23 protein-coding genes are annotated in these 22,602 nt (G+C 61.5%); 12 read left to right on the top strand and 11 right to left on the bottom strand.

Features of this window, described 5'->3' with window-relative positions; genetic code table 11:
- Window position 1 precedes the first annotated feature (1 nt).
- The 3 genes from mtaB to ACS4RR_RS03530 form a co-directional block, all read right to left on the bottom strand.
- The gene (gene mtaB / locus ACS4RR_RS03540; RefSeq protein WP_260109650.1) at window positions 2–1,276 is read right to left on the bottom strand and encodes a tRNA (N(6)-L-threonylcarbamoyladenosine(37)-C(2))-methylthiotransferase MtaB; all 1,275 of its coding nucleotides are present in this window, start codon (window positions 1,274–1,276) and stop codon (window positions 2–4) included.
- Complete coding sequence (dapF, locus tag ACS4RR_RS03535; RefSeq protein WP_260109651.1) at window positions 1,273–2,178, bottom strand: diaminopimelate epimerase; 906 nt, start codon at window positions 2,176–2,178, stop codon at window positions 1,273–1,275. The genes mtaB and dapF overlap by 4 nt, the downstream gene beginning before the upstream one ends.
- A gap of 116 nt (window positions 2,179–2,294) precedes the next feature.
- Window positions 2,295–2,519, bottom strand: a complete 225-nt coding sequence (locus ACS4RR_RS03530) for a hypothetical protein (RefSeq protein WP_170257161.1) — start codon at window positions 2,517–2,519, stop codon at window positions 2,295–2,297.
- Between the two features lie 492 nt (window positions 2,520–3,011).
- Between ACS4RR_RS03530 and ffh the strand changes: the two genes are divergently transcribed.
- From ffh to ACS4RR_RS03480, 10 genes are all read left to right on the top strand, one after another.
- Complete coding sequence (gene ffh / locus ACS4RR_RS03525) at window positions 3,012–4,598, top strand: signal recognition particle protein (RefSeq protein WP_260109652.1); 1,587 nt, start codon at window positions 3,012–3,014, stop codon at window positions 4,596–4,598.
- 16 nt (window positions 4,599–4,614) lie between these two features.
- Window positions 4,615–4,935, top strand: coding sequence for a chorismate mutase (locus ACS4RR_RS03520; RefSeq protein ID WP_011427149.1), 321 nt, complete (start codon window positions 4,615–4,617; stop codon window positions 4,933–4,935).
- 48 nt (window positions 4,936–4,983) lie between these two features.
- Window positions 4,984–5,355, top strand: coding sequence for a 30S ribosomal protein S16 (rpsP, locus tag ACS4RR_RS03515; protein ID WP_003543667.1), 372 nt, complete (start codon window positions 4,984–4,986; stop codon window positions 5,353–5,355).
- Window positions 5,356–5,468: 113 nt separating this feature from the next.
- Window positions 5,469–6,038: a ribosome maturation factor RimM gene (gene rimM, locus ACS4RR_RS03510; protein WP_260109653.1), complete on the top strand. Its 570-nt coding sequence runs from the start codon at window positions 5,469–5,471 to the stop codon at window positions 6,036–6,038.
- Window positions 6,038–6,739 carry a tRNA (guanosine(37)-N1)-methyltransferase TrmD gene (gene trmD / locus ACS4RR_RS03505; protein WP_260109654.1) on the top strand — a complete coding sequence of 234 codons (702 nt, stop codon included), beginning with the start codon at window positions 6,038–6,040 and terminating at the stop codon, window positions 6,737–6,739. The genes rimM and trmD overlap by 1 nt, the downstream gene beginning before the upstream one ends.
- 214 nt (window positions 6,740–6,953) lie before the next feature.
- The gene (gene rplS / locus ACS4RR_RS03500; RefSeq protein WP_017989740.1) at window positions 6,954–7,493 is read left to right on the top strand and encodes a 50S ribosomal protein L19; all 540 of its coding nucleotides are present in this window, start codon (window positions 6,954–6,956) and stop codon (window positions 7,491–7,493) included.
- A gap of 145 nt (window positions 7,494–7,638) precedes the next feature.
- Complete coding sequence (locus ACS4RR_RS03495; RefSeq protein ID WP_260109655.1) at window positions 7,639–8,436, top strand: transporter substrate-binding domain-containing protein; 798 nt, start codon at window positions 7,639–7,641, stop codon at window positions 8,434–8,436.
- A gap of 16 nt (window positions 8,437–8,452) precedes the next feature.
- A complete protein-coding gene (locus ACS4RR_RS03490; RefSeq protein ID WP_260056903.1) occupies window positions 8,453–9,265 on the top strand; it encodes an amino acid ABC transporter permease in 813 nt (270 codons plus the stop codon).
- 285 nt (window positions 9,266–9,550) lie between these two features.
- Window positions 9,551–10,960, top strand: coding sequence for a 3-isopropylmalate dehydratase large subunit (gene leuC / locus ACS4RR_RS03485; RefSeq protein WP_017962459.1), 1,410 nt, complete (start codon window positions 9,551–9,553; stop codon window positions 10,958–10,960).
- A gap of 455 nt (window positions 10,961–11,415) precedes the next feature.
- Complete coding sequence (locus ACS4RR_RS03480) at window positions 11,416–11,763, top strand: cell surface protein (RefSeq protein WP_260109657.1); 348 nt, start codon at window positions 11,416–11,418, stop codon at window positions 11,761–11,763.
- A gap of 78 nt (window positions 11,764–11,841) precedes the next feature.
- Here the strand turns inward: ACS4RR_RS03480 and ACS4RR_RS03475 are convergent, their stop codons facing one another.
- Both ACS4RR_RS03475 and ACS4RR_RS03470 read right to left on the bottom strand, forming a co-directional pair.
- Window positions 11,842–12,672 (bottom strand): aldo/keto reductase, encoded by an 831-nt coding sequence (locus tag ACS4RR_RS03475; RefSeq protein ID WP_260109658.1) that lies wholly within the window; start codon window positions 12,670–12,672, stop codon window positions 11,842–11,844.
- A 234-nt stretch (window positions 12,673–12,906) separates the two neighbouring features.
- Window positions 12,907–13,428 (bottom strand): L,D-transpeptidase family protein, encoded by a 522-nt coding sequence (locus ACS4RR_RS03470; RefSeq protein ID WP_260109659.1) that lies wholly within the window; start codon window positions 13,426–13,428, stop codon window positions 12,907–12,909.
- A 167-nt stretch (window positions 13,429–13,595) separates the two neighbouring features.
- Between ACS4RR_RS03470 and ACS4RR_RS03465 the strand changes: the two genes are divergently transcribed.
- Complete coding sequence (locus ACS4RR_RS03465; protein WP_017966170.1) at window positions 13,596–14,279, top strand: response regulator transcription factor; 684 nt, start codon at window positions 13,596–13,598, stop codon at window positions 14,277–14,279.
- Window positions 14,280–14,417: 138 nt separating this feature from the next.
- A complete protein-coding gene (locus tag ACS4RR_RS03460) occupies window positions 14,418–14,873 on the top strand; it encodes a cyclic nucleotide-binding domain-containing protein (protein ID WP_260109660.1) in 456 nt (151 codons plus the stop codon).
- A gap of 48 nt (window positions 14,874–14,921) precedes the next feature.
- Here the strand turns inward: ACS4RR_RS03460 and ACS4RR_RS03455 are convergent, their stop codons facing one another.
- From ACS4RR_RS03455 to tesB, 6 genes are all read right to left on the bottom strand, one after another.
- Window positions 14,922–15,725 (bottom strand): exodeoxyribonuclease III, encoded by an 804-nt coding sequence (locus tag ACS4RR_RS03455; protein ID WP_260111083.1) that lies wholly within the window; start codon window positions 15,723–15,725, stop codon window positions 14,922–14,924.
- 147 nt (window positions 15,726–15,872) lie between these two features.
- On the bottom strand, window positions 15,873–16,541 hold the full coding sequence (locus ACS4RR_RS03450) for an outer membrane lipoprotein carrier protein LolA (protein WP_260109661.1): 669 nt from the start codon (window positions 16,539–16,541) through the stop codon (window positions 15,873–15,875).
- A 139-nt stretch (window positions 16,542–16,680) separates the two neighbouring features.
- A complete protein-coding gene (locus ACS4RR_RS03445; RefSeq protein ID WP_170263014.1) occupies window positions 16,681–19,371 on the bottom strand; it encodes an FtsK/SpoIIIE family DNA translocase in 2,691 nt (896 codons plus the stop codon).
- Between the two features lie 280 nt (window positions 19,372–19,651).
- Window positions 19,652–21,079: an ammonium transporter gene (locus tag ACS4RR_RS03440; RefSeq protein WP_017966165.1), complete on the bottom strand. Its 1,428-nt coding sequence runs from the start codon at window positions 21,077–21,079 to the stop codon at window positions 19,652–19,654.
- A gap of 27 nt (window positions 21,080–21,106) precedes the next feature.
- Complete coding sequence (locus tag ACS4RR_RS03435; RefSeq protein ID WP_003543684.1) at window positions 21,107–21,457, bottom strand: P-II family nitrogen regulator; 351 nt, start codon at window positions 21,455–21,457, stop codon at window positions 21,107–21,109.
- 211 nt (window positions 21,458–21,668) lie between these two features.
- A complete protein-coding gene (gene tesB / locus ACS4RR_RS03430) occupies window positions 21,669–22,553 on the bottom strand; it encodes an acyl-CoA thioesterase II (RefSeq protein WP_456189703.1) in 885 nt (294 codons plus the stop codon).
- Window positions 22,554–22,602: the final 49 nt, after the last annotated feature.

Raw genomic sequence — 22,602 nt, 5'->3', positions numbered from 1 at the left:
GTCAGGCCGCCGCTGCGGCCGTCAATTGCATATCGAGATGCTTGCCATTGTGGCCGGTGATCGTGACCGGCACAAGTTCGCCGGGACGAAGGCCGGGGGCTGCGGCCAGCGTGAAGTTCTCCGTATGCGCCAGGCCGTTGTTTTCAACAAGCAGCGATTGCCGGGTTCCAATCATCCCATCGAGATGGGATTGATGCAGCCTATGTCCAGCGGCGCGCAGCCTTGCGGCGCGATCCTTGACCAGCGACCGGTCGAGCTGCGGCATGCGGGCGGCCGGCGTGCCGGGACGCGGACTGTAAGGAAAGACATGCAGATGGGCGATGCCAGCCTCTTCGGCCAGCCTCACGGCATTGTCGAACATCTCTTCGGTTTCGGTGGGAAAGCCGGCAATCATATCGGCGCCGAAGCTCATCTCGGGGCGCAGGCGGCGCGCATCCTCGATGAAACGCAACGCATCGGCGCGTAAATGCCGGCGCTTCATCCGCTTCAGGATCATGTCGTCGCCATGCTGCAGCGAAAGATGCAGATGCGGCATGAAACGTGGCTCGTCGGCGATGAGATCCATCAGATGGGCATCGGCCTCGATGCTGTCGATCGAGGAAAGCCTGAGCCGGCGGATATCGGGGATTTGTTTCAGCAGCGTCTTCGCCAAAAGCCCGAGCGTCGGGGCGCCCGGCAGATCGCCGCCATAGCTGGTGGCATCGACCCCGGTCAGCACGATCTCGCGATAACCGCCGTCGACGAGATTGCGGGCCTGATCGACGACGGCTCCCATCGGCACGGAACGGGAATTGCCGCGGCCATAGGGGATGATGCAGAAAGTGCAGCGATGGTCGCAGCCGTTCTGGACCTGGATGAAGGCACGCACATGGCCGTCGATGTGTCTGATCATCTGCGGTGCCGTCGCCTTGACGCTCATGATGTCGTTGACGCGGAGCTTCTCTTCGGCCGAAACGCCGAAATCCGGCAAGCTGCGATAGGAGGCGCTCGTCAGCTTCTCCTCGTTGCCGAGCACGGCATCGACCTCCGCCATTGCGGCGAAGGTCTGCTTTTCCGTCTGCGCGGCGCAGCCGGTGACGATGATGCGGGCATGCGGATTGTCGCGCCGTGCACGGCGGATCGCCTGGCGGGCCTGGCGCACGGCCTCGCCGGTCACGGCACAGGTATTGACCAGGATGGCGTTGTTGAGCCCGGCCTTCTCAGCCTGCGCCTTCATCACTTCGGATTCATATGTGTTGAGGCGGCAGCCGAAGGTAATGACCTCGATGCCGCTCACTGCGCCTCCGCCTCTCGGGTATCATCGCGCGACCAGCGACCGGTCGACGGATCGACCCTGCCCGACCATTCCCATTCGGCCGGGCCGGTCATGATGACATGATCGTCGCGCTCCCGCCATTCGATCGAAAGCGTGGCCGGCGGCTTGGCGCTCGCCACATCGATCGTCACCTTGCGACCGGTGCGGCCGGTGCGCGCAGCACTGACGGCAGCAGAACAGGCAGCCGAGCCGCAGGCAAGCGTCAGTCCCGCGCCGCGCTCCCAAGTGCGCGTCGTCACCGATGTCGGCGACGTCACTTGCGCCAGCGTGATATTAGCGCGCTCGGGAAACACCGGATGGTTTTCGAGCAACGGTCCGAAGCGGGCGAGATCATAGGACATCACGTCCCTGTCCACCCAGAAGATCGCATGCGGATTGCCCATCGACATCACTGAGGGCGAATGCAGCACCGGCTTGTCGATCGGGCCGATCTGCAACTCGATGCGGCTGGTATCATGGAATTCTTCCGCCAGCGGGATCTTGTCCCAATCGAACACCGGCCGGCCCATATCGACCGAGATCGTCCCGTCCTCGTGCTCGACGGCATTCAGGATGCCGGCGACCGTCTGGAAGGTAAAGACCTTCCTGCCCGTCTCGGCGGCAAGCGCCTGCACGACGCAGCGCGTGCCGTTGCCGCAGGCCTGCGCCTTCGAGCCATCGGAATTCAGGATATCGATGAAGGCATCGGTGCCTTCGGCCTTCGGATCATGGATCGCCATGATCTGATCGAACTCAGTCTGCGGATCGGCATTGAGCGCGACCGCCGCCGCCGGCGTCACTTTGTCCGGCCGGCCGCGCATGTCGACGACCAGGATCTTGTTGCCAAGCCCGTTCATCCTCGCGAATTCGACCGCTGCGCTCATGGGTATCATTCCGTCTGTCTTTCCGGTGTATATGGCGGAAATGCGAAGGAATTACCAGAGGGTGAGTGCCGGGCAGGTGTTGCGGGCTGCCGACCCTTTCGAGGCAGCTTTGGCTTTTACCGCTGCGCACCCTCAGGATCGAAAGACGCAGCATGGGCTTCGACAATAGCTGCGGTGATGACCTTTCTCAGCTCGTAGACCAGCGAGCGGGACCGCTTGCGGTCCAGATCCTGTGCCGCCTTCGCAAGATTCAGGCCCTCGTTCAGAACAATATGATGGGCCCGCGCCAGCGCCCAGCTCTCAATATCAGCATTTAGCATTCGATATCTCCGCCGATTCATTCGGCATCAAGGATATTCACGAATCATTTTACAGGACGCACTCAAGTATAAAGTAGAATCATAAGCCGAATAATTTGCAACTGGCGTTGACAGCGAATTCGGCCGCCGGAGTGGCAATATTTATCGGCAAAACCTGAAACCTGGCGGATTGCGCAAGCCAATACATCACTTTGTTTGAGTATGTACTATTGCTGCAACCGCTGGATGAGACACTAGTGCCCTCTCGTCGCTCAGCTTTTGAGACGGCGGTCATGCGGTCATTTGTCCGCATTGCCTTGACTTTCGCCCGACTTTCCTGTTTATCGCGCCCAATCCGCGACGAGCCACACGACTCCGAGCCGCCGACCGGGACTTAGAGATCCCGGAGGTCAACACCCGACAGCGCGATGCGCCCTCGGGTGCTTTTTGGCTTTGCGTCTTGTTTTCGTCAAGGAAAAGCACGACGTTTCCGGGCATATCCAAACCCGCCCGAAACGTATCAAGGAAGAGCCGATGTTTGAAAACCTCCAGGACCGTCTTGGATCCATTCTGAATGGACTGACAGGCCGTGGCGCGCTTTCGGAAGCCGATGTTTCCGCAGCGCTGCGCGAGGTTCGCCGTGCGTTGCTGGAGGCCGACGTCGCGCTCGACGTCGTGCGTTCCTTCACCGACCGCGTGCGTGAAAAGGCCGTCGGCGCCGAGATTCTGAAGTCGATCAAGCCCGGCCAGATGGTCGTCAAGATCGTGCATGACGAACTGATCGAGATGCTGGGCGGCGAAGGCGTCGGCATCGACCTGCATGCACCGGCCCCGGTCGTCGTCATGATGGTCGGCCTGCAGGGTTCCGGCAAGACGACGACCTCGGCGAAGATTGCCCATCGCCTATCGACGCGCGAGAAGAAGAAGGTGCTGATGGCATCGCTCGACACGCGTCGTCCGGCAGCCCAGGAGCAGCTTCGCCAGCTCGGCGCGCAGGCCAATATCGACACATTGCCTGTTATATCGGGCCAGTCGCCGACGGATATCGCCGCCCGCGCCGTGCAGGCGGCCAAGCTCGGCGGCCATGATGTCGTCATCCTCGATACCGCCGGCCGCACGCATATCGACGAGCCCTTGATGGTCGAGATGGCGGACATCAAGAAGCGGTCGAACCCGCATGAAATCCTGCTGGTCGCCGATAGCCTCACCGGCCAGGACGCCGTCAACCTCGCCCGCAGTTTCGACGAACGCGTCGGCATCACCGGTCTGGTGCTGACCCGCATGGACGGTGACGGCCGCGGCGGTGCCGCCCTTTCGATGCGCGCCGTCACCGGCAAGCCGATCAAGCTGATCGGCGTCGGCGAGAAGATGAGCGAGCTGGAGGAGTTCCATCCCCGCCGCATCGCCGACCGCATCCTCGGCATGGGCGACATCGTCTCGCTCGTCGAGCGCGCGGCCGAAAACATCGACGCCGAGAAGGCGGCCGCGATGGCCGCCAAGATGGCCAAGGGCAAGTTCGATCTCGACGACCTTGCCGACCAGCTGCGGCAGATGCAGAAGATGGGCGGCATGGGCGGCATCATGGGCATGATGCCCGGCATGGCCGGCATGAAGGACAAGATGGCCGCAGCCGGCCTCGACGACAAGCTCTTCGGTCGCCAGATCGCCATCATCCAGTCGATGACCAAGGCCGAGCGCACCAATCCCGACCTGCTCAAGCATTCGCGCAAGAAGCGCATCGCCGCCGGCTCCGGCACCGATGCCGCCGCCATCAACAAGCTTCTGAAGATGCACCGCCAGATGGCGGACATGATGAAGATGATGGGCGGCAAGGGCAAAGGCGGCATGATGAAGCAGATGATGGGCGGCCTTGCCGGCAAGATGGGGCTCGGCGGCGGCATGGGCGGCATGGGTAGCGGCATGCCCGATCTCTCGAACATCGATCCCCGGCAGCTCGAGGCCTTGCAGAAGCAGGCGGAAGCGGCGGGGCTTGGAAAACCGGGCGGGGGTATGCCCGGTCTCGGCGGTCTGCCGGGTGGTTTGCCGGGCCTCGGCGGCGCCAAGCTGCCGGGCCTTGGCGGTGGTTTCCCGGGATTGCCCGGATTGCCGAAGAAGAAGTGAAAGGATCGCTTGCCCCATGATTGATCCAGACGTCAAAGCCCAGCTCGCGAGCTATCGTCAGTCGATCGACAATATCGATGCCGCTCTCGTGCACATGCTGGCCGAACGCTTCCGCTGCACCAAAGAGGTCGGCGTGCTGAAGGCCAAATACAATTTGCCGCCGGCCGACCCGGCGCGCGAGGAATACCAGATCGAACGCCTTCGCCAGCTGGCGAAAGCCGCCAATCTGGACCCGGATTTCGCTGAGAAGTTCCTGAACTTCGTCATCAAGGAAGTCATCCGGCATCATGAGCAGATCGCTGCGGATCACGCTGAACAGAGCGCTGCAGCCCGATAACCGTACCGCTCAAGAAAGCGGTCAAGAAAAGCCCAAGGAGTAAAGAACATGGCACTGAAAATTCGTCTCGCCCGCGGTGGTTCCAAGAAGCGCCCGTATTACCACGTCGTTCTCGCCGATGCGCGCAGCCCGCGTGACGGCCGCTTCCTCGAAAATCTCGGTTCCTGGAACCCGATGCTTGCCAAGGACGATGAGAAGCGCGTTCAGCTGAACGCCGAGCGCATCAAGCACTGGATCGAACACGGCGCTCAGCCGACCGATCGCGTTCTGCGCTTCCTCGATGAGGCCGGCGTTGCCAAGCGCGAAGTCAAGAACAACCCGGTCAAGGCAAAGCCCGGCAAGCGCGCCCAGGAACGCGCCGCCGAAAAGGCTCAGAAGGTCGCCGACGCCGCCGCTGCTGCAGCAGACGCCGCGGAATAATCGCGACATTCCCTTCGAGCGGGCGGCATGGCGACATGCCGCCCGTTTTCGTTTCCAATCCTCCGCACTTCGTCTATGAGAAACCTGTCTTTCGGCTTCACATGAAGGAACCCATGACCAAGCTTGAAAACCCCGTTCTGATGGCGACGATCGGTGGCGCGCAGGGCCTCCGGGGCGAGGTGCGCGCCAAGGCCTATACGGCCGATCCCAGTGCGCTTGGCGACTACGGCCATCTGCACAGCATGGATGGCCGCAGCTTCGAAGTCCTCGAAATCCGCGAGATGAAGAATGTCGTCGTCGTCCGTTTCCGCGGCGTCAACGACCGCAATGCCGCCGAGGCTCTGAACGGGCTAGAACTTTATATCGAGCGGGACAACCTGCCGGATGAGGAGCTGGAGGACGACGAGTTCTACTATGCCGATCTCGAAGGGCTCGAGGCGCGCGACGACAAGGGTGTCAGCTATGGCACCGTTACCGGGGTCTTCGATTTCGGCGCCGGCGACCTCTTGGAACTCAAAGGTCCGGGCAAGCGCCCGGTGCTGATCCCCTTCTCCGAAACCTCGGTGCTGGAGATCGACCTCGAGGCCGGCACGCTGCTGATCGATCCGCTGGCGGCGGGGCTGGTCGACGATCCCGAAGAGCTTTCGAAATTCACTCCCGACAAGCCGAAAAAGAAGAAGTGATGGCTTTCCGGGCGAGCGTGCTGACACTTTATCCGGAAATGTTTCCGGGGCATCTGGGCTTCTCGCTCGCCGGCAAGGCGATGGAGCGGGGGCAGTGGTCGCTTGATACGGTGCAGATCCGCGACTTCGCCACCGACAGACACCGCACCGTCGACGACACCCCGGCCGGCGGCGGCGCCGGCATGGTGCTGAAACCAGACGTTCTCGCCCGCGCCATAGACAGTGCCTCGGAAAACGATGCCCGCCCGCGGCTGCTGATGAGCCCGCGCGGCCAGCCGCTGACGCAGGAGCGTGTTCGCGAGCTCGCCGCCGGTGATGGCGTCATCATCGTCTGCGGCCGCTTCGAGGGCGTCGACCAGCGGGTGATCGAGGCGCGCGGCCTGGAAGAGGTCTCGATCGGCGACTACGTCCTATCCGGCGGCGAGCCGGCGGCGCTGATCGTGCTCGATGCCATCATCCGCATCCTGCCCGGCGTCATGGGCAACGACCTTTCCGGCCTGCACGAAAGCTTCGAAGGCGGACTGCTGGAACATCCGCACTATACCCGGCCGCAGGAGTGGGAGGGCCATGAAATTCCCCCGATCCTCACCTCGGGCAATCACGGCGCCATCGAGAAGTGGCGGCATCAGGAAGCGGTGCGCCTGACCCGGGAACGGCGGCCGGATCTTCTCGAAAAGGCCAAAACCGAGAAAAACGGCTGATTTCGCAGCCCTTTTCACAAAAATGCCATCCAAGTGATGACAAGCCCTGGCCTTTGGTGTATTGGCGCACGCGGAAATGGGGTTTATCCCCGTCTGCCAGCAAACAAAGAATGGCGAATCCGCTCCCGCCCTTGATGGGCAAAGTCCTGAGGCCAGCTCCGAAGGATCAGTGTTGAGCGCTCTGGCTGTTTCAGAAGAACCAAAGGTTAAGACGATGAACATCATTCAGCAGCTTGAGGCCGAACAGGCCGCCAAGATCGAAGCCAAGCGCACGCTTCCCGAATTTTCCCCGGGCGACACCGTCCGCGTCAACGTCAAGGTCACGGAAGGCACCCGTACCCGCGTTCAGGCCTATGAAGGCGTCTGCATCGCCCGCTCCGGCGGCGGCCTGCAGGAAAACTTCACGGTCCGCAAGATCTCCTACGGCGAAGGCGTCGAGCGCGTATTCCCGGTCTACTCGCCGATGATCGAAAGCGTCGACGTCGTTCGCCGCGGCAAGGTCCGTCGCGCCAAGCTCTATTACCTGCGCGACCGCCGCGGCAAGTCTGCCCGTATCGTTGAAGACACCGGCGTCCGCGCCCGCAAGCTCAACGACGCCGAACGCGCCGCCATTGCCGAGGAAAAGGCACGCATCGAAGCTGAAAAGGTTGCAGCCGCCCAGGCGCTCGCCGCCGAGAAGGCAGCAGCAGAAGCAGCAGAAGCCAAGGCCGCTGCTGAAGCGGCCGCCGCTGCAGCGGAACCGGCAGCAGAATAAGATCTGCACTAGGCAAAATTCTTTGCTTGAAAAGGCGGCCTTCGGGCCGCCTTTTCTATTTTTTGCTTCGGTACGCAGGCGGCGGCCTTGCCTCAGGCCTATCTTCCGTGACAGTTTTTGCCGTTCAATTTTGGGGAACCGTTCAATGTTGTTTCGCCGTACCGTTCTTGCGAGCCTCGCCGCCCTTGCTCTTCTGCCCCTGGCTGCATCGGCCGCCGAGCTGCCCGATCTTGGCGGCAAGAGCGTCGTCGTCGTCACCGAGAATGCCTATCCGCCGCTGCAATTCGTCGATCCGAAATCCGGCAAGGCGATCGGCTGGGAATATGATGCGATGAACGAGATCGCCAAGCGGCTGAATTTCAAGGTGGAATACCAGAACACCAGCTGGGACGCGATGATCCAGGCGGTGTCCGACGGCCAGTACAACATCGGCATGACCGGCATCACCATCAAGGAAGACCGCAAGCAGAAGGTGGATTTCTCCGATCCCTATATGCGTTCGCAGCAGTTCATGCTGGTGCGCGGCGACGAGAAACGCTTCGCCGATGCCAAGTCCTTCGGCGAATTCAAGGATGGCCTGGTCGGCGCGCAGCCGGGCACCACGCCCTTCTACACCGCTGTCTATGAAGTGCTGGATGGCAACGAGCAGAACCCGCGCATCAAGCTCTTCGAAACCTTCGGCGCCACCGTCCAAGCGCTGAAGGCCGGCGATGTCGACGTCGTGCTGACCGACGGCACCGCCGGCAAGGGTTATGTCGACGCCTCGAACGGCGCCCTCAAGCTGATCGGCGAACCGCTCGGCACCGAAGATTTCGGCTTCATCTTCCCGAAAGGGTCCGACCTCGTCGCCCCGGTCAATGCCGCCATCGCCGCACTCAAGGCCGACGGCACGTTGGATGGGCTGAACAAGAAGTGGTTCCTCGACTACAAGATGGGCGAATGACGCCGAAAAACGACTGATGGCCCTGCGACCGTCTCCCGACAGACACGTCAAGGACGACTATCCCTGGTGGCTGGTCGCCCTGGTCACGATCGGCATCGTGCTTGCCGCCGTCATCGTCGCCAACGATATCTACGCCCAGGTCTTCCGCACCGTCGTCAACGGTGTCGGCGTCACCGTCTTCGTCACGCTGGTCGCCTTCGTGCTCGCCACCGTGCTCGGCCTCGGCATCTGCCTGCTCGGCATGGCCGACAGCCAGGTGTTGCGTCAGATTGCGCGCTTCTACATCGAGATCATCCGCGGCATACCGATCCTCGTGCTGCTGTTCTACGTCGCCTTCGTCGGCGCGCCGGCTCTGGTCGCAGCCTATAATTTCCTGATTTCGCCGCTGGTGACATCAGGTATGGCCGAGCCCATCCTGGTGCGCGACCTGTCGCTGATGTGGCGAGCGATCATCGCGCTGACGATCGGTTATTCCTCCTTCATCGCCGAAATCTTCCGGGCCGGTTTCCAGTCGGTCGATATCGGCCAGATCGAGGCGGCCAAGGCGCTTGGCCTGTCGCGCTACCGGCGCTTTCGCTCCGTCGTCTTCCCGCAGGCGATCCGGGTAATCTTCCCGCCGCTCTCCAACGACTTCGTCTCGATGGTGAAGGACAGCTCGCTGGTTTCCGTGCTCGGCGTCGCCGACATCACCCAGATGGGCAAGGTCTATGCCGCCGGCTCCTTCCGCTTTTTCGAAACCTATTCGATCGTCACCTATATCTATCTGATCCTGACGATCGGCCTGTCGCTGGCGCTGAGGCGGACGGAGAAATGGATGAAGTCGCGGTAAGCGATCAATCTCCGTCGCGTCGCTGAGAGGCCGCAGAACGTCTGCTGATGATTCAAATTGAAGCCGCCGCGAAAAATCGCTATATGCAGGGCCATGGAATCCAAGTTCAGATGCATTGGTGCGCGTATTTTCGTGCTGCAGGACCATTATCGCCTGCCGGCGCGGTTCTTTGCGTGTGTATCCGGTGCGCTCAACAGCCGACTTCGTTGATCGAATGACGGCCGGCGGAGCCTGATCCGCCATTTCTCGATTTTCCAAAAGCTTCCAAAAAACGGACTTAACGCCATGAGCGCACCGCGTACCCTCTACGACAAGATCTGGGACGATCATCTGGTCGACGAACAGGCAGACGGAACCTGTCTTCTCTACATCGACCGCCATCTGGTCCACGAAGTCACCTCGCCGCAGGCTTTCGAAGGCCTGCGCATGACCGGCCGCAAAGTTCGCGCGCCGGAAAAGACGCTTGCCGTCGTCGACCATAACGTTCCGACCTCGCCCGACCGCCACCTCGGCATCAAGAACGAGGAAAGCCGCATCCAGGTGGAAGCGCTGGCCACCAATGCCGCCGAATTCGGCGTCGAATATTATTCGGCAAGCGACAAGCGCCAGGGCATCGTCCACATCGTCGGCCCGGAACAGGGCTTTACCCTGCCCGGCATGACCATCGTCTGCGGCGACAGCCACACCTCGACGCACGGCGCCTTCGGCGCGCTGGCGCACGGCATCGGCACCTCCGAGGTCGAGCATGTGCTGGCGACCCAGACATTGATCCAGAAGAAAGCGAAGAACATGCTGGTGCGGGTCGACGGCCTGCTTCCGCCGCACGTCACCGCCAAGGACATCATCCTTGCCATCATCGGCGAGATCGGCACGGCCGGCGGCACCGGCCACGTCATCGAATTTGCCGGCGAAGCGATCCGCGCGCTGTCGATGGAAGGCCGCATGACCGTCTGCAACATGACGATCGAAGGCGGCGCCCGCGCCGGCCTGATCGCCCCTGACGAGAAGACCTTCGAATATATCAAGGGCAAGCCGCGCGCGCCGAAGGGCGAGGCGCTGGAACAGGCGATCGCTTACTGGAAGACGCTGCAGACCGACGAGGGCGCTCATTACGACCGCGTCGTCGTGCTCGATGCCGCCAGCCTGCCGCCGATCGTTTCCTGGGGCTCCTCGCCCGAGGACGTCATCTCCGTCCAGGGCATCGTTCCGAACCCCGACGACATTCCGGACGAAACCAAGCGCACCTCCAAATGGCGCGCGCTCGATTATATGGGCCTGAAGCCGGGCACGAAGATGACCGACATCACCCTCGACCGCGTCTTCATCGGCTCCTGCACCAACGGCCGCATCGAGGATCTGCGCGAAGTCGCCAAGGTCGTCGAAGGCAAGACGGTTGCCCCAACCGTCGACGCGATGATCGTGCCGGGTTCCGGCCTCGTCAAGGAACAGGCGGAAGCCGAAGGCCTCGACAAGATCTTCAAGGCCGCCGGTTTCGACTGGCGCGAGCCGGGCTGCTCCATGTGCCTTGCGATGAACGACGACCGCCTGAAGCCGGGCGAACGCTGCGCTTCGACCTCGAACCGCAACTTCGAAGGCCGCCAGGGCTTCAAGGGCCGCACGCACCTCGTCTCGCCGGCAATGGCCGCCGCAGCCGCGATCGCCGGGCACTTCGTCGATATCCGCGAGTGGAACTGATCTGATCCGGCCAACGGATGGGATTGAAAGCCGCCCGCTGCACATCGGGCGGCTTTGCATTTATGGCGTCTGTCGCTTCGGCGCCCAGATTGCGACCTGCACAGCCCCGCGCCTTCTTCGACGCGCAAAGAGCTCTGCAGCCCCCTGAATTTCTGCACCAAAGCGCGCGTCGCGATCTTTCAGGTTCGCTCCTCGCGCTTTAGGCCTTTGTTCTTACGCATGTCGTTGTCGCAAAACCGCGGCACAGTTTTGCGCGACATGCTCTAACTCCGTAAATTGCTTCCGATTTAACTCACTCGTGGCGGGCGAGCCCGTTTGTGCATGGCCCGCCTTCCCAATTTCATCCTTTCGGGCAATCGACATCGATAAAGTCCTGTGGCCTCATCGATGATCAGGCGCGACACGCGACAGATACCGTTCAGGCTTCGCGAACACCGCGCCATCGGGGAAGCGCCATGAGGCAGAAATTAGTAGCGAGTTTACTGCGAGCCGGCCTGATCATATTCGCACCGCTGGCATCGATCGACGCCGTCGGCGCCGCGCCGATGCATCCAACCATACCGCCAGTCACGGTCGCCTCCGGCCAACTGCAACAGGTCGCGCAGAAGAAGATACCGTCGCTCAACGGATACCGCGGCTACAGCAGCGGTCGGCCCGGCTATATCAAAAGCGCGAACGGTTATTGGTATCCCTCACACGCCTTCGACGATTATACCGGCTCAATTGGAAGACCGCGGAACCTGGGCAATAGCTGCAGTTACGGCTTCGCCCCGACCAACGGATCGTCCAATTGCAATTATTGACTGAAGGATGCATGCCTCCTTGATGCAACGGCCGCCACGGGCGATCTCACCCGCGCGGCCGCTCATCGGTTTGCTTAATCAGAAGGCTGCCGTCATCGGATCCGGTCCCATGCGGGCGCTGGCGTTGTCGAGTTTGACTATCGCAGCCATATCATCGGCATCGAGCTTGAAGTCGAACACCTGGAAATTCTCCTCGATACGCGACGGCGTCACTGATTTCGGGATGACGACGAGGCCGGTGTCGATGTGCCAGCGAATGATGACCTGAGCCGGCGTCTTCTGATGCTTTTTGGCAATCTCACCAATCACAGCGTTCGAGATGAACTTGCCCTGGCCGAGCGGGCTCCAGGATTCGGTGGCGATACCAAGCTTCTTGTGAACCTCGTGCGCCGCCTTCTGCTGGAAATCGGGATGCAGTTCGATCTGGTTGATAACGGGAACGACGCCGGTCTCGCCGATGATGCGCTCGAGATGTTCAGGATTGAAATTCGACACGCCGATCGAGCGGGCGCGGCCCTCTTCCCGGATACGGACGAAAGCCTTCCAGGTCTCCATATAAAGGCCGCGATGCGGCGACGGCCAATGAATGAGATAGAGGTCGACATATTCGGAGCCGAGTTTCTTCAGGCTGCCGTCGAAGGCCCGCAGCGCATTGTCATAGCCCTGGTCGTCGTTCCTGAGCTTGGTGGTGACGAAGATATCCCTGCGGTCGAGGCCGGAAGAGCGGATGCCTTCGCCGACGCCCTCTTCGTTGTCGTAACCGGAAGCGGTATCGATATGACGATAGCCGGCGGCGATCGCCGTGCGCACGGTGGGAGCGGCGATTTCCTGCGGCGTCTGCCAGACGCCGAGGCCGACCTGCGGAATGGAATGTCCGTCATGGAAAGTGATGATGGGTTGAGCGGGCACAATATATCTCCGGGAGTTTGAAGAATTGGACGAGGCATGAATTGCGGCGCTCACCTTACAGCGCCGCGCGTCTTTTAAGACGCGCGAAGGACGCTGTAAAACTTTCAATTGCTGCACAATTCCTCAAATCGATTCCGATTTGAGGAATTGTGCAGGGTGCGGACGTCCCTGAACGCATTTCAGCCGGAGCGTTCGGTCACCGAAAACATATAGGCGGCCGCATCCGGAAGACAATCAGACGACGCGGACAATCGTTTCCTTTCGAAGGTGAGGCAGCAGGCGGCGCATGTCGCGCAGGCTTATGGCCACGCAGCCCGCCGTCGGCTCGTAACCCGGCCTGATGAGATGGAAGAAGATCGCCGAGCCGCGATTGCGTGCACGCGAGGAGATGTTCCAGTCCATCACCAGGCAGATATCGTAGAGCCCGTCGCTGCGCCGCATCTCCTCGTGGCTTGCGCCGAACGGCGCCCTGACAAGGCGGTTGTAGCTGGCGTTGTCGGACTGATCGCACCAGAGCATGTCGGGGCGGATGCGGCGGATGGAAAGCGGCGTGACGAGCCGGCCGTTCCGCTCGCCGCGCCGGAAGCCGGATATCAGCCTCATCGAGGCGATCGGCGTGGCGCCGTCGCCCTCGCGTTTCATCACGGTGCGGCCGGAACGGCCGATCGCAGCAGGTATGGTGATGGCGCCGAGCCGGACGATTGCCCGGCTCTTACGCCCCGGCGCAGGACGCACCACCACCGTCGACGGCGTCATGCCCCGCCTCTGCCTTGCTTTTTCCATTTTTCTCGCATGTCGTGCCTTGTCTGGGGCTTCGATTGAAATCATATCAAAACCGACCCGGCAACAGCCCGCTGCCCGATCCTTGCCAAACCAGCAATTTGGCGTAGGACTAGGGAACTTAACATGAGGACGCAAACGGCATGACCGCACGCACCATTCTTCTGGTGGATGACGACGATGACCTTCGGCAGACGCTGACGGAGCAATTGTCGCTGTATGAGGAATTCACGGTTCTGCAGGAATCCAACGCCGGTAAAGGTGTCGCGACCGCCCGTTCGACGCCGATCGACCTGCTGATCATGGATGTCGGCCTGCCCGATATGGACGGCCGCGAGGCAGTGAAGCTGCTGCGCAAGGGCGGTTTCAAGGCGCCGATCATCATGCTGACCGGCCATGATACCGATTCCGACACGATCCTCGGCCTCGAAGCCGGCGCCAACGACTATGTCACCAAGCCCTTCCGCTTCGCCGTGCTGCTCGCCCGCATCCGCGTGCAGTTACGCCAGCATGAGCAGAGCGAGGATGCGACCTTCACCGTCGGCCCCTACCTCTTCAAGCCGAGCCAGAAGCTGCTGACCACCGATAACGGTCAGAAGATCCGGCTGACGGAAAAGGAAGCGGCGATCATCCGCTATCTCTACCGCGCCGAACAGAAAGTCGTCACCCGCGACGTGCTGCTCGAAGAGGTCTGGGGCTATAATTCCGGCGTGACGACGCATACGCTGGAAACCCACGTCTACCGCCTGCGCCAGAAGATCGAGCGCGATCCCTCCAATGCCGAAATCCTCGTCACGGAAAACGGCGGCTATAAAATCATACCCTAGAGCATTTCCGTTTTCTCCGAATCGCGGAAATGCTCTATCTCTTTGTTTTCACGCAATTCCCGGCAAAAGCGTTTCACGCTTTGCCTGGCAAAACCGCTAGACACCTCTGCTGGAATTGCTCTAAGGCGAAAAGCCCGCATGGCGCTGACCGACGACATCCACATGCTCGCGCAGCTTCCTCTGTTCAAGGACATGAACGAGGATCAACTGCGGTTGATCGCCTTCGGCGCCGACCGGCGCATGATCGCTGCCGGCCAGATGCTGTTTCGCCAAGGCTCACCGGCCGAGAGCGCCTATGTCATTCTCACCGGCAGCCTGGAGCTGCGCGCGACGAGCAGCGACGGCATGCAGAAGACAGAGGGGATCGCCGGTCCCGGAACCTTGGTTTCCGAGCTGGCACTGGTGACGCTGGTGGAGCGCAAGTTCACCGCGGTAGCGCGCGAGGACACCAGTATCATCCGCATTACCCGCGCCCTGTTCCACCGGCTGATCGAAGAATATCCGGACGCAGCCCGGCTGATCGAGAACCGGATCCGCGATAATCTTGCCGAGCTTGCGGCAAAGGCCGCAAGCCAGTTCTACCGCTTCACCTGATCCCGTTAGAGCAGTTCTGCGCTTTACGAAAAGCTGAACCGCATCGTTCTAGAAATCGAAATGCGCCGTCACCGGCACGTGGTCGGAGGGACGATCCCAGCCGCGCGCCTCTTTCAGGATCTCGATCCGCTTCAGATGCGGCCCGAGATCCGACGACGACCAGATATGGTCGAGACGGCGGCCGCGATCGGCGGTCTCCCAGTCCTTGGCGCGATAGCTCCACCAGGTGTAGAGTTTCTCGTTTTCAGGCACATGCTGGCGCATGAGATCGAGCCAGGCGCCACGCTTCATCACCTCGAGCAGCCCCTCGGTTTCGACGGGCGTATGGCTGACGATCTTCAGAAGCTGCTTGTGCGACCAGACGTCATGCTCCAGCGGCGCGATGTTGAGGTCACCGACGAGAATTGACGACGTATTGGCCTCGCCATCGGCTTTCAGCAGCTTCATCTCCTCGATGAAATCGAGCTTGTGGCCGAATTTCGGATTGATCGTGCGATCCGGCTCGTCGCCGCCGGCCGGGACGTAGAAATTATGCAGCCGGACGCGACGATTGCCGTATTCGAAGATTGCCGAGATGTGGCGCGCATCGCCGACGCCGCAATAATCCTGCCGGTGATCCTCGGTCAACGGAATGCGCGAGGCGATCGCCACGCCGTGATAGCCCTTCTGGCCATGGATGATGATGTGATTGTAGCCCATTGCCCTGAGCGGTGCCGCGGGAAACAGGTCGTTCGTCACCTTGGTTTCCTGCAGGCAGAGGATATCGGGCCTGTGCTTGAGAACGAGCTGCTCGACGATCGGCATGCGCAGCCGCACCGAGTTGATGTTCCAGGTGGTGATCGAAAAGCCCATGCCCATGCCCTTTCACGCCCAACGCGTATCGCGCAAACCGTGCAACGGTTTTCACGCGATGCGCTTTCATGAAAGGGCTTTAGAACAAAGGCGGACGCGAGGGAACCTGCCGCATGTCAAAGCGGCCGGCGATCAACCGAAAAGCTCTCAGTCGCGCGACTGAGGCGTGCCGGGAATGCTCTCATAGGGCACGCGGAAGACGCGATCGTCGAACTGCATGCCGGTTTTGACGTTGAAAATCATCACCGAAGTGTCCTTGCCCTGATTGTCGGTGATCGTCCACTGACGCAGGTCGTAGGTCTTCGCATCGAACATCATGGTGATGGTCGAGTTTCCGAACACCGTATTGTTGCCGAGCGCGATCGTCGTCAGGTCGGACTCTTCCTTCACGCCCTTCACCATACCGGCCGACAGGTCGATATGCTGCGCCAAGAGCAGGCTGAGCGGGGTCTTGGAGAGCGGGTAGAGATCCCAGGTCTTGAGCTTCGTATTGCCGATGGCGACGTTTCTGCCGTCGGCGATCACCCGCATCGGCGACGGATCGTCATAGTTGAAGCGCAGCTTGCCGGGGCGCTGGATGAAGAACTTGCCGCCGGTCTGTTCGCCGCGCGGACCGAACTGCACGAATTCGCCCTGCATCGTCGTGACGCCGGAGAAATGATCGGCGATCGCCTGCGCCGTGCCGGAGGCAGGAGCTGCCGCCTGCGCATAAGCGCCGAGGGGAATGGCGCTCGCTATCGCGGCGATAGCGAAAGCGCCGAGAAGGTCGCGGCGCGTTACCGTCAGGCCGGAGAGAAAGGTATCGGAGTGACTCATCTAAATCTCCTTTATGCGATCTGCATGCTGCCGAAAGGCGGCGTCTTCAAGGCGTTGCGATCGGCCTGCGAGAGGTAACGGCTTCGATGCTATCAGGTTTCCGCAAAAGCGGCTGTATTGGAAATATATGCCTGTTCTGTCAGCGGTCGAGGATGTCGCCTTCGGTGGGAACGAGGATCTCACGTTTGCCGGCATGGTTGGCCGGTCCGATGATGCCCTCCTTCTCCATGCGCTCGACGAGCGAGGCGGCGCGGTTGTAGCCGATGCCGAGCCGGCGCTGGACGTAGGAGGTCGACGCCTTGCCGTCGCGCAGTACGATGGCGACCGCCTGGTCGTAGGGATCTTCCGATTCGGAAAGATTGGACGTGCCGGCCGGACCGCCGCCACCGCCGCCGTAATCGCCGTCTTCGTCGTCATCGGCAGTGATCGCGTCGAGATATTGCGGCGAGCCCTGGGTCTTCAGGTAGGAGACGATCTCTTCCACTTCGACATCAGACACGAACGGGCCGTGCACGCGCTGGATACGCCCGCCGCCCGCCATGTAGAGCATGTCGCCCATGCCGAGCAGCTGTTCGGCGCCCTGTTCGCCGAGAATGGTGCGGCTGTCGATCTTCGAGGTCACCTGGAAGGAAATGCGGGTCGGGAAATTCGCCTTGATCGTGCCGGTGATGACGTCGACCGACGGACGCTGTGTCGCCATGATCACGTGGATGCCGGCCGCACGCGCCATCTGCGCCAGACGCTGGACGGCGCCTTCGATATCCTTGCCGGCGACCATCATCAGGTCGGCCATCTCGTCGATGATCACGACGATATAGGGCATCGGCCGCAGATCGAATTCCTCGGTCTCGTACATCGCCTCGCCGGTGTGGCGGTCGAAGCCGGTCTGCACCGTGCGCGAGATCGCCTCGCCCTTCGAGAGCGCCTGCTCGACGCGGGTGTTGAAGCCGTCGATATTGCGCACGCCGATCTTCGACATTTTCTTGTAGCGCTCTTCCATCTCGCGCACCGTCCATTTGAGCGCGACGACGGCCTTTTTCGGATCGGTGACGACAGGCGAAAGCAGGTGCGGGATGCCGTCATAGACGGAGAGTTCGAGCATCTTCGGGTCGATCATGATCAGCCGGCACTGTTCCGGCGTCATGCGATAGAGCAGCGACAGGATCATCGTGTTGATCGCGACCGACTTGCCGGAACCGGTGGTGCCGGCGACGAGCAGATGCGGCATCTTGGCAAGATCGGCGATCACGGCTTCACCGCCGATCGTCTTGCCGAGCGCCATGGCGAGCTTCGCCTTGCTGCCCTCGAAATCCCGGGAGGCGATAAGTTCGCGCAGATAGACGGTCTCGCGCGTCTGGTTCGGCAATTCGATGCCGATCGCGTTGCGGCCGGGCACGACGGCGACGCGGGCGGCAATCGCGCTCATCGAGCGGGCGATATCGTCGGCAAGGCCGATGACGCGCGACGACTTGATGCCGGGCGCCGGCTCCAGTTCGTAGAGCGTGACGACGGGACCGGGACGGACATGGATGATCTCGCCCTTGACGCCGAAATCTTCGAGCACGCCTTCGAGCATGCGGGCGTTCTGTTCCAGCGCATCGGCCGACAGCGTGGAGTCGCGCACGACGTTCTTCGGTTCTGCGAGCAGATGCATCGACGGAAGCTGGAAACCCTCGGGGCGGATGAACGAGCCCTGCGCCTCCCGCTCGATGCGGGCGCTGGGCTTCGGGCGTGCGACCACCGGGACGACGCGCGGTTCCGGCTTGCCGGCCGCCTTTGCCGGCGCGCGGATCATCCAGTCGTCGTCATCGTCGTCGGGCAGGATATCGGCCGGGCGCGGCGGCATGTCGTTATCGAAGGGCAGGTCGTCGTCATTGTCGTCGTCATCGATGGACAGCGACGGCGCGGAGACGATGCGCCGCGGCGAAGCCGTCCTTGGCCCCATTGATGGTTCCATCGACGGCTCCATGCGCTCGCCGCGGACGGTCGGCGCCTTGGCGCGAACGGGTTCGTTCAGCGTGCCGAACTCGTCATCGTTGAAATCATACGGTGATTCGTAATCGCCCTGGCGCCGCTTGCGCGGACCCATGCCGAAGAGCCGGCGCAGCCGGCCCTGGCTCATGTACCAGGCATGCGTCACGGCGCCGCTGAAAGCGACCCAGCGCGACTCGTCCTCCTCCTCGTCCTCGTCTCCGACGACGCGGGCCTTGCTTCTCGTATCGACGTAATCTTCCTCGACCTCCTCGTCGGCGTCGCTGCGGCCGACGAGGCCCGATGCAAAGAGCATCATCCAGGCGGTCGGCGCGGCAAAGATGCAGCCGACCACCATGGCGAAGGTGCCGGTGGGATAGGCGCCGACGAAGAGTGCGGGAAAACGCAGGATCATGTCGCCGACGACGCCGCCGATGCCGTTCGGAATCGGCCAGGTGAGCGGCGGCGGAAAACAGCCGATGACGGCGGAAGAGAGCACTGAACCGGCCAACCAGGCGCCGGCGCGGGCCGGAATGCGGCTGAAGCGGCGGCCAGAAATCAGCGTCAGCGCCCAGGCGACGATCGGCAGCATTGAAACGACGCTGGCAAGGCCGAGGAATTGCATGACGATATCGGCAAAGGCGGCACCGCTGTAACCGAGAATATTCGTCGGCAGGTTGGCAGTGGCATAGGAATAGCTCGGATCCGCAACATTCCAAGTCGCCAGCGCCGCGACGCAGAACGCCAGCAGCAGAAAGATCGCAAAGCCGATGAGCGCCTGGATCTGCCGCAGCATGAATGCCGAGAAGGAGAACCGATCCGGACGGCCATCCATTGCCGGCGACGTGCTTCTTGCCATGTGTCTAACCCGTCCAATGCCTGAGGACACGCGAATCGCTGAAGCTTCGCCGTGCCAAAATGCGTCCGCTCTACCTAATCAGAGCCGGGTTAAAGCGATGTTAACCATGCATAGCCGGACGACAATTCCGGACAGGGAAATGAAAAAGGCCCGAACCTTGAAAGGTCCGGGCGAAATGCGGTCTATGGCAGCTTTTCCGGGTCTAACCCGGAAAAGCTCGAGATAGGCCGCGACGGGCCGTGAAGCGGCGCCCTTTTGCCGGGCGCCGCAAACCCTGTGATCAGGAAGAGTGGTAGGCGGCTTCGCCGTGGGTCGAAAGGTCGAGACCTTCGCGCTCGGCTTCGACGGTGACACGCAGGCCGATGACAACGTCGACGATCTTGTAGAGGATCGCCGAGCCGATACCCGACCACAGCAGCGTCGTCAGCACGCCCTTGGCCTGAGCCCAGACCTGGGTTGCCGTGCCGGCATAGGAGGCTGCGAAGTCGGCAGTCGAATAGTCGACGATGCCTGCACCGCCGAGCGCCGGGTTGACGAGGATACCGGTGCCAAGAGCGCCGATGATGCCGCCGACGCAATGGACGCCGAAGACATCAAGGCTGTCGTCGTAGTTGAACTTGTTCTTCACGACGTCGACGAAGAAGTAGCACACCGGCGAGACGATGAGGCCGAGAACGATTGCGCCCATCGGGCCGGCAAAGCCTGCCGCCGGGGTAATGGCGACGAGACCGGCAACCGCGCCGGAAGCGCCACCCAGCATCGAAGCCTTGCCGCGGGTGAGGGTTTCAACGATGCACCAGGACACAGCGGCGGCAGCCGTTGCGACGAAGGTGTTGATAAAGGCAAGCGAGGCGTAGGCATTGGCTTCGAGGTTGGAGCCGGCATTGAAGCCGAACCAGCCGACCCAGAGCAGCGAGGCGCCGACCATGGTCAGCGTCATCGAATGCGGAGCCATGATTTCCTTCTTATAGCCCGTGCGCTTGCCGAGCATGATGGCGCCGACGAGGCCCGCAATACCGGCATTGATGTGAACGACCGTGCCACCGGCAAAGTCGATTGCGCCGTAGGAGAAGATCAGGCCGGCCGGCGAGGTGTAGGAGCTCGGACCGCCCCAGAACCAGACCATGTGGGCCATCGGGAAGTAGATGAAGGTGACCCAGAGGACGACGAAGAGCATGACGGCCGAGAACTTGATGCGCTCGGCGAACGCGCCGACGATCAGGCCGGGCGTGATGCAGGCGAAGGTCATCTGGAACACGATGAAGGTGTATTCCGGAATGGCGACGCCCTTCGAGAAGGTTTCAGCGAGCGACGACGTGTTGACGCCGGCGAGGAACGCCTTGGAGAAGCCGCCGACGAAGCTGTTCAGCGAGCCGCCGTCGGTGAAGGCGAGCGAATAGCCGTAGGTCACCCAGATCAGCGCCACGACGGCCGTGATCATGAAGACCTGCATCAGCACCGAGAGCATGTTCTTGGCGCGGACGAGACCGCCGTAGAAAAGCGCAAGGCCGGGGATGGTCATCAGAAGGACGAGCGCCGAGGAGACGAGCATCCAGGTATTGTCACCCTTGTCCATGGTGAAAGCAGGAGCAGCAGCGGCGGTGGCAGCTGGTGCAGCCTCCTGCGCGAAAGCAACGGCCGGCGCCAGAAGGGCAGCCGTTGCTGCGCAAAGACGCGCAGAGGTGGAAGAAAACTTCGAAATTGACATTGGAAAAAGCTCCTTGATCTGCCGTTCTTACAGCGCTTCTGAATCGGTTTCGCCCGTACGGATGCGCACGGCATGGTCGATCGAATAGACGAAGATCTTGCCGTCACCGATCTGACCGGTCTTGGCCGATGCCGCGATGGCCTCGACCGCCCTGTCGACGAGTTCCGATGCAACCGCGATTTCGATCTTGAGCTTCGGCAGGAAGCTGACTGCATATTCGGTGCCGCGATAGATTTCGGTGTGCCCCTTCTGGCGCCCGTAGCCCTTCACTTCGGTTACAGTCAGCCCCTGAATGCCGATCGCCGTGAGGGCTTCGCGGACCTCATCGAGCTTGAACGGCTTGATAATGGCCATCACAATTTTCATCTGGTTTCCCATCCTTCGTTATCCTCGGCGCGGAGCCGACTCTCCTTGCCGCTGACGTTCCCGAACAGCGACCGGCGAATACACATTCAAGGGACGTGCCAGATTCGAGGCAAGATGTAAGTTATTGAAAAGTAAAGGTTATAATAAAAAGCGCCAATAAACAGGCAAATGATCGGCCGATAAGCGCACAAATAACGCGCAAATTAAAAAAGTTGCACATTATTTATTCATTTGCCTTTTTCCGAATCAGACCTTCCTGCGTGACCGATGCGATCAGGCTACCCGAACGTGTAAATAGGCTACCCCGGGTTAATCCTCTGGCACCTGAAGCCGAGGGACTATCCTGAGTATAAAGCAGCCAGTCATCGAGTTTGCAGGGTCTGTGGAACCACATCGAGTGATCGAGGCTCGCCACCTGCAGGCTCTGGTCGAAGATGGACGTTCCGTGCGCATAGAGCGACGTATCGAGCAGCGTCATGTCCGAAAGATAGGCAAGCACCGCCGCTTGATAGAGCCGGTCGTCGGGAACCGGGCCGGTGGCGCGCACCCAGACGTCCTGTTTGGGATCGAGCTTCCTGTCGGAAAAATAATGCGTCAGCGAGACGGGACAGATCTCGATCGGCCGCTCACGCTGCCAGTATTTTCGGATCGCCTCCGGCGCATGGGCGAGATACTGTTCCTTGATCTGCTGCTCGCCGAGCAGCGCCTCCGGCATCTCGACTTCGGGCATCGCGATCTGGTGCTCGAAGCCCGGCTCCTCCACCTGGAAGGAGGCCGACAGCGCGAAGATCGCCTTGCCGTGCTGGATGGCGACGACACGCCTCGTATTGAAGCTCGATCCGTCGCGGATGCGCTCCGCCTGATAGATGATCGGCACCGAGGGATCGCCGGGCCGCATGAAATAGGCATGCAGCGAATGGACGAAACGCTCGCCCTCGATGGTGCGTTGCGCCGCCATCAGCGCCTGGCCGATCACCTGGCCGCCGAAGACCCGCTGCCAGCCGACCTTGGGGCTGCGGCCGCGGAAAATATCGACCTCGATCGGCTCGAGGTCGAGCGTCGAAAGCAGCGTCTCCATCGCCGAAGGCCCTGATGTCTCGCCCGTCATTTCTATGTCTCCCAGCGGTAGGAAGTGAAGTTGCGATGATCTATATAAA

Origin of the sequence: Rhizobium zaerense (assembly GCF_051810725.1) — a bacterium.
Classification (GTDB): domain Bacteria; phylum Pseudomonadota; class Alphaproteobacteria; order Rhizobiales; family Rhizobiaceae; genus Rhizobium; species Rhizobium leguminosarum_I.
The sequence above is the reverse complement of the archived record's forward strand: the minus strand, read 5'-3'. Positions and strand labels throughout refer to the sequence as shown.

What these genes read in the sequence shown, in the direction of transcription:
- dapF (WP_260109651.1), bottom strand. Translation starts at nt 2,178, where the DNA reads ATGAGCGCAGCGGTCGAATTCGCGAGGATGAACGGGCTTGGCAACAAG.
- ACS4RR_RS03530 (WP_170257161.1), bottom strand. Translation starts at nt 2,519, where the DNA reads ATGAATCGGCGGAGATATCGAATGCTAAATGCTGATATTGAGAGCTGG.
- ffh (WP_260109652.1), top strand. Translation starts at nt 3,012, where the DNA reads ATGTTTGAAAACCTCCAGGACCGTCTTGGATCCATTCTGAATGGACTG.
- ACS4RR_RS03520 (WP_011427149.1), top strand. Translation starts at nt 4,615, where the DNA reads ATGATTGATCCAGACGTCAAAGCCCAGCTCGCGAGCTATCGTCAGTCG.
- rpsP (WP_003543667.1), top strand. Translation starts at nt 4,984, where the DNA reads ATGGCACTGAAAATTCGTCTCGCCCGCGGTGGTTCCAAGAAGCGCCCG.
- rimM (WP_260109653.1), top strand. Translation starts at nt 5,469, where the DNA reads ATGACCAAGCTTGAAAACCCCGTTCTGATGGCGACGATCGGTGGCGCG.
- trmD (WP_260109654.1), top strand. Translation starts at nt 6,038, where the DNA reads ATGGCTTTCCGGGCGAGCGTGCTGACACTTTATCCGGAAATGTTTCCG.
- rplS (WP_017989740.1), top strand. Translation starts at nt 6,954, where the DNA reads ATGAACATCATTCAGCAGCTTGAGGCCGAACAGGCCGCCAAGATCGAA.
- ACS4RR_RS03495 (WP_260109655.1), top strand. Translation starts at nt 7,639, where the DNA reads ATGTTGTTTCGCCGTACCGTTCTTGCGAGCCTCGCCGCCCTTGCTCTT.
- ACS4RR_RS03490 (WP_260056903.1), top strand. Translation starts at nt 8,453, where the DNA reads ATGGCCCTGCGACCGTCTCCCGACAGACACGTCAAGGACGACTATCCC.
- leuC (WP_017962459.1), top strand. Translation starts at nt 9,551, where the DNA reads ATGAGCGCACCGCGTACCCTCTACGACAAGATCTGGGACGATCATCTG.
- ACS4RR_RS03480 (WP_260109657.1), top strand. Translation starts at nt 11,416, where the DNA reads ATGAGGCAGAAATTAGTAGCGAGTTTACTGCGAGCCGGCCTGATCATA.
- ACS4RR_RS03470 (WP_260109659.1), bottom strand. Translation starts at nt 13,428, where the DNA reads ATGACGCCGTCGACGGTGGTGGTGCGTCCTGCGCCGGGGCGTAAGAGC.
- ACS4RR_RS03465 (WP_017966170.1), top strand. Translation starts at nt 13,596, where the DNA reads ATGACCGCACGCACCATTCTTCTGGTGGATGACGACGATGACCTTCGG.
- ACS4RR_RS03460 (WP_260109660.1), top strand. Translation starts at nt 14,418, where the DNA reads ATGGCGCTGACCGACGACATCCACATGCTCGCGCAGCTTCCTCTGTTC.
- ACS4RR_RS03455 (WP_260111083.1), bottom strand. Translation starts at nt 15,725, where the DNA reads ATGGGCTTTTCGATCACCACCTGGAACATCAACTCGGTGCGGCTGCGC.
- ACS4RR_RS03450 (WP_260109661.1), bottom strand. Translation starts at nt 16,541, where the DNA reads ATGAGTCACTCCGATACCTTTCTCTCCGGCCTGACGGTAACGCGCCGC.
- ACS4RR_RS03445 (WP_170263014.1), bottom strand. Translation starts at nt 19,371, where the DNA reads ATGGCAAGAAGCACGTCGCCGGCAATGGATGGCCGTCCGGATCGGTTC.
- ACS4RR_RS03440 (WP_017966165.1), bottom strand. Translation starts at nt 21,079, where the DNA reads ATGTCAATTTCGAAGTTTTCTTCCACCTCTGCGCGTCTTTGCGCAGCA.
- ACS4RR_RS03435 (WP_003543684.1), bottom strand. Translation starts at nt 21,457, where the DNA reads ATGGGAAACCAGATGAAAATTGTGATGGCCATTATCAAGCCGTTCAAG.
- tesB (WP_456189703.1), bottom strand. Translation starts at nt 22,553, where the DNA reads ATGACGGGCGAGACATCAGGGCCTTCGGCGATGGAGACGCTGCTTTCG.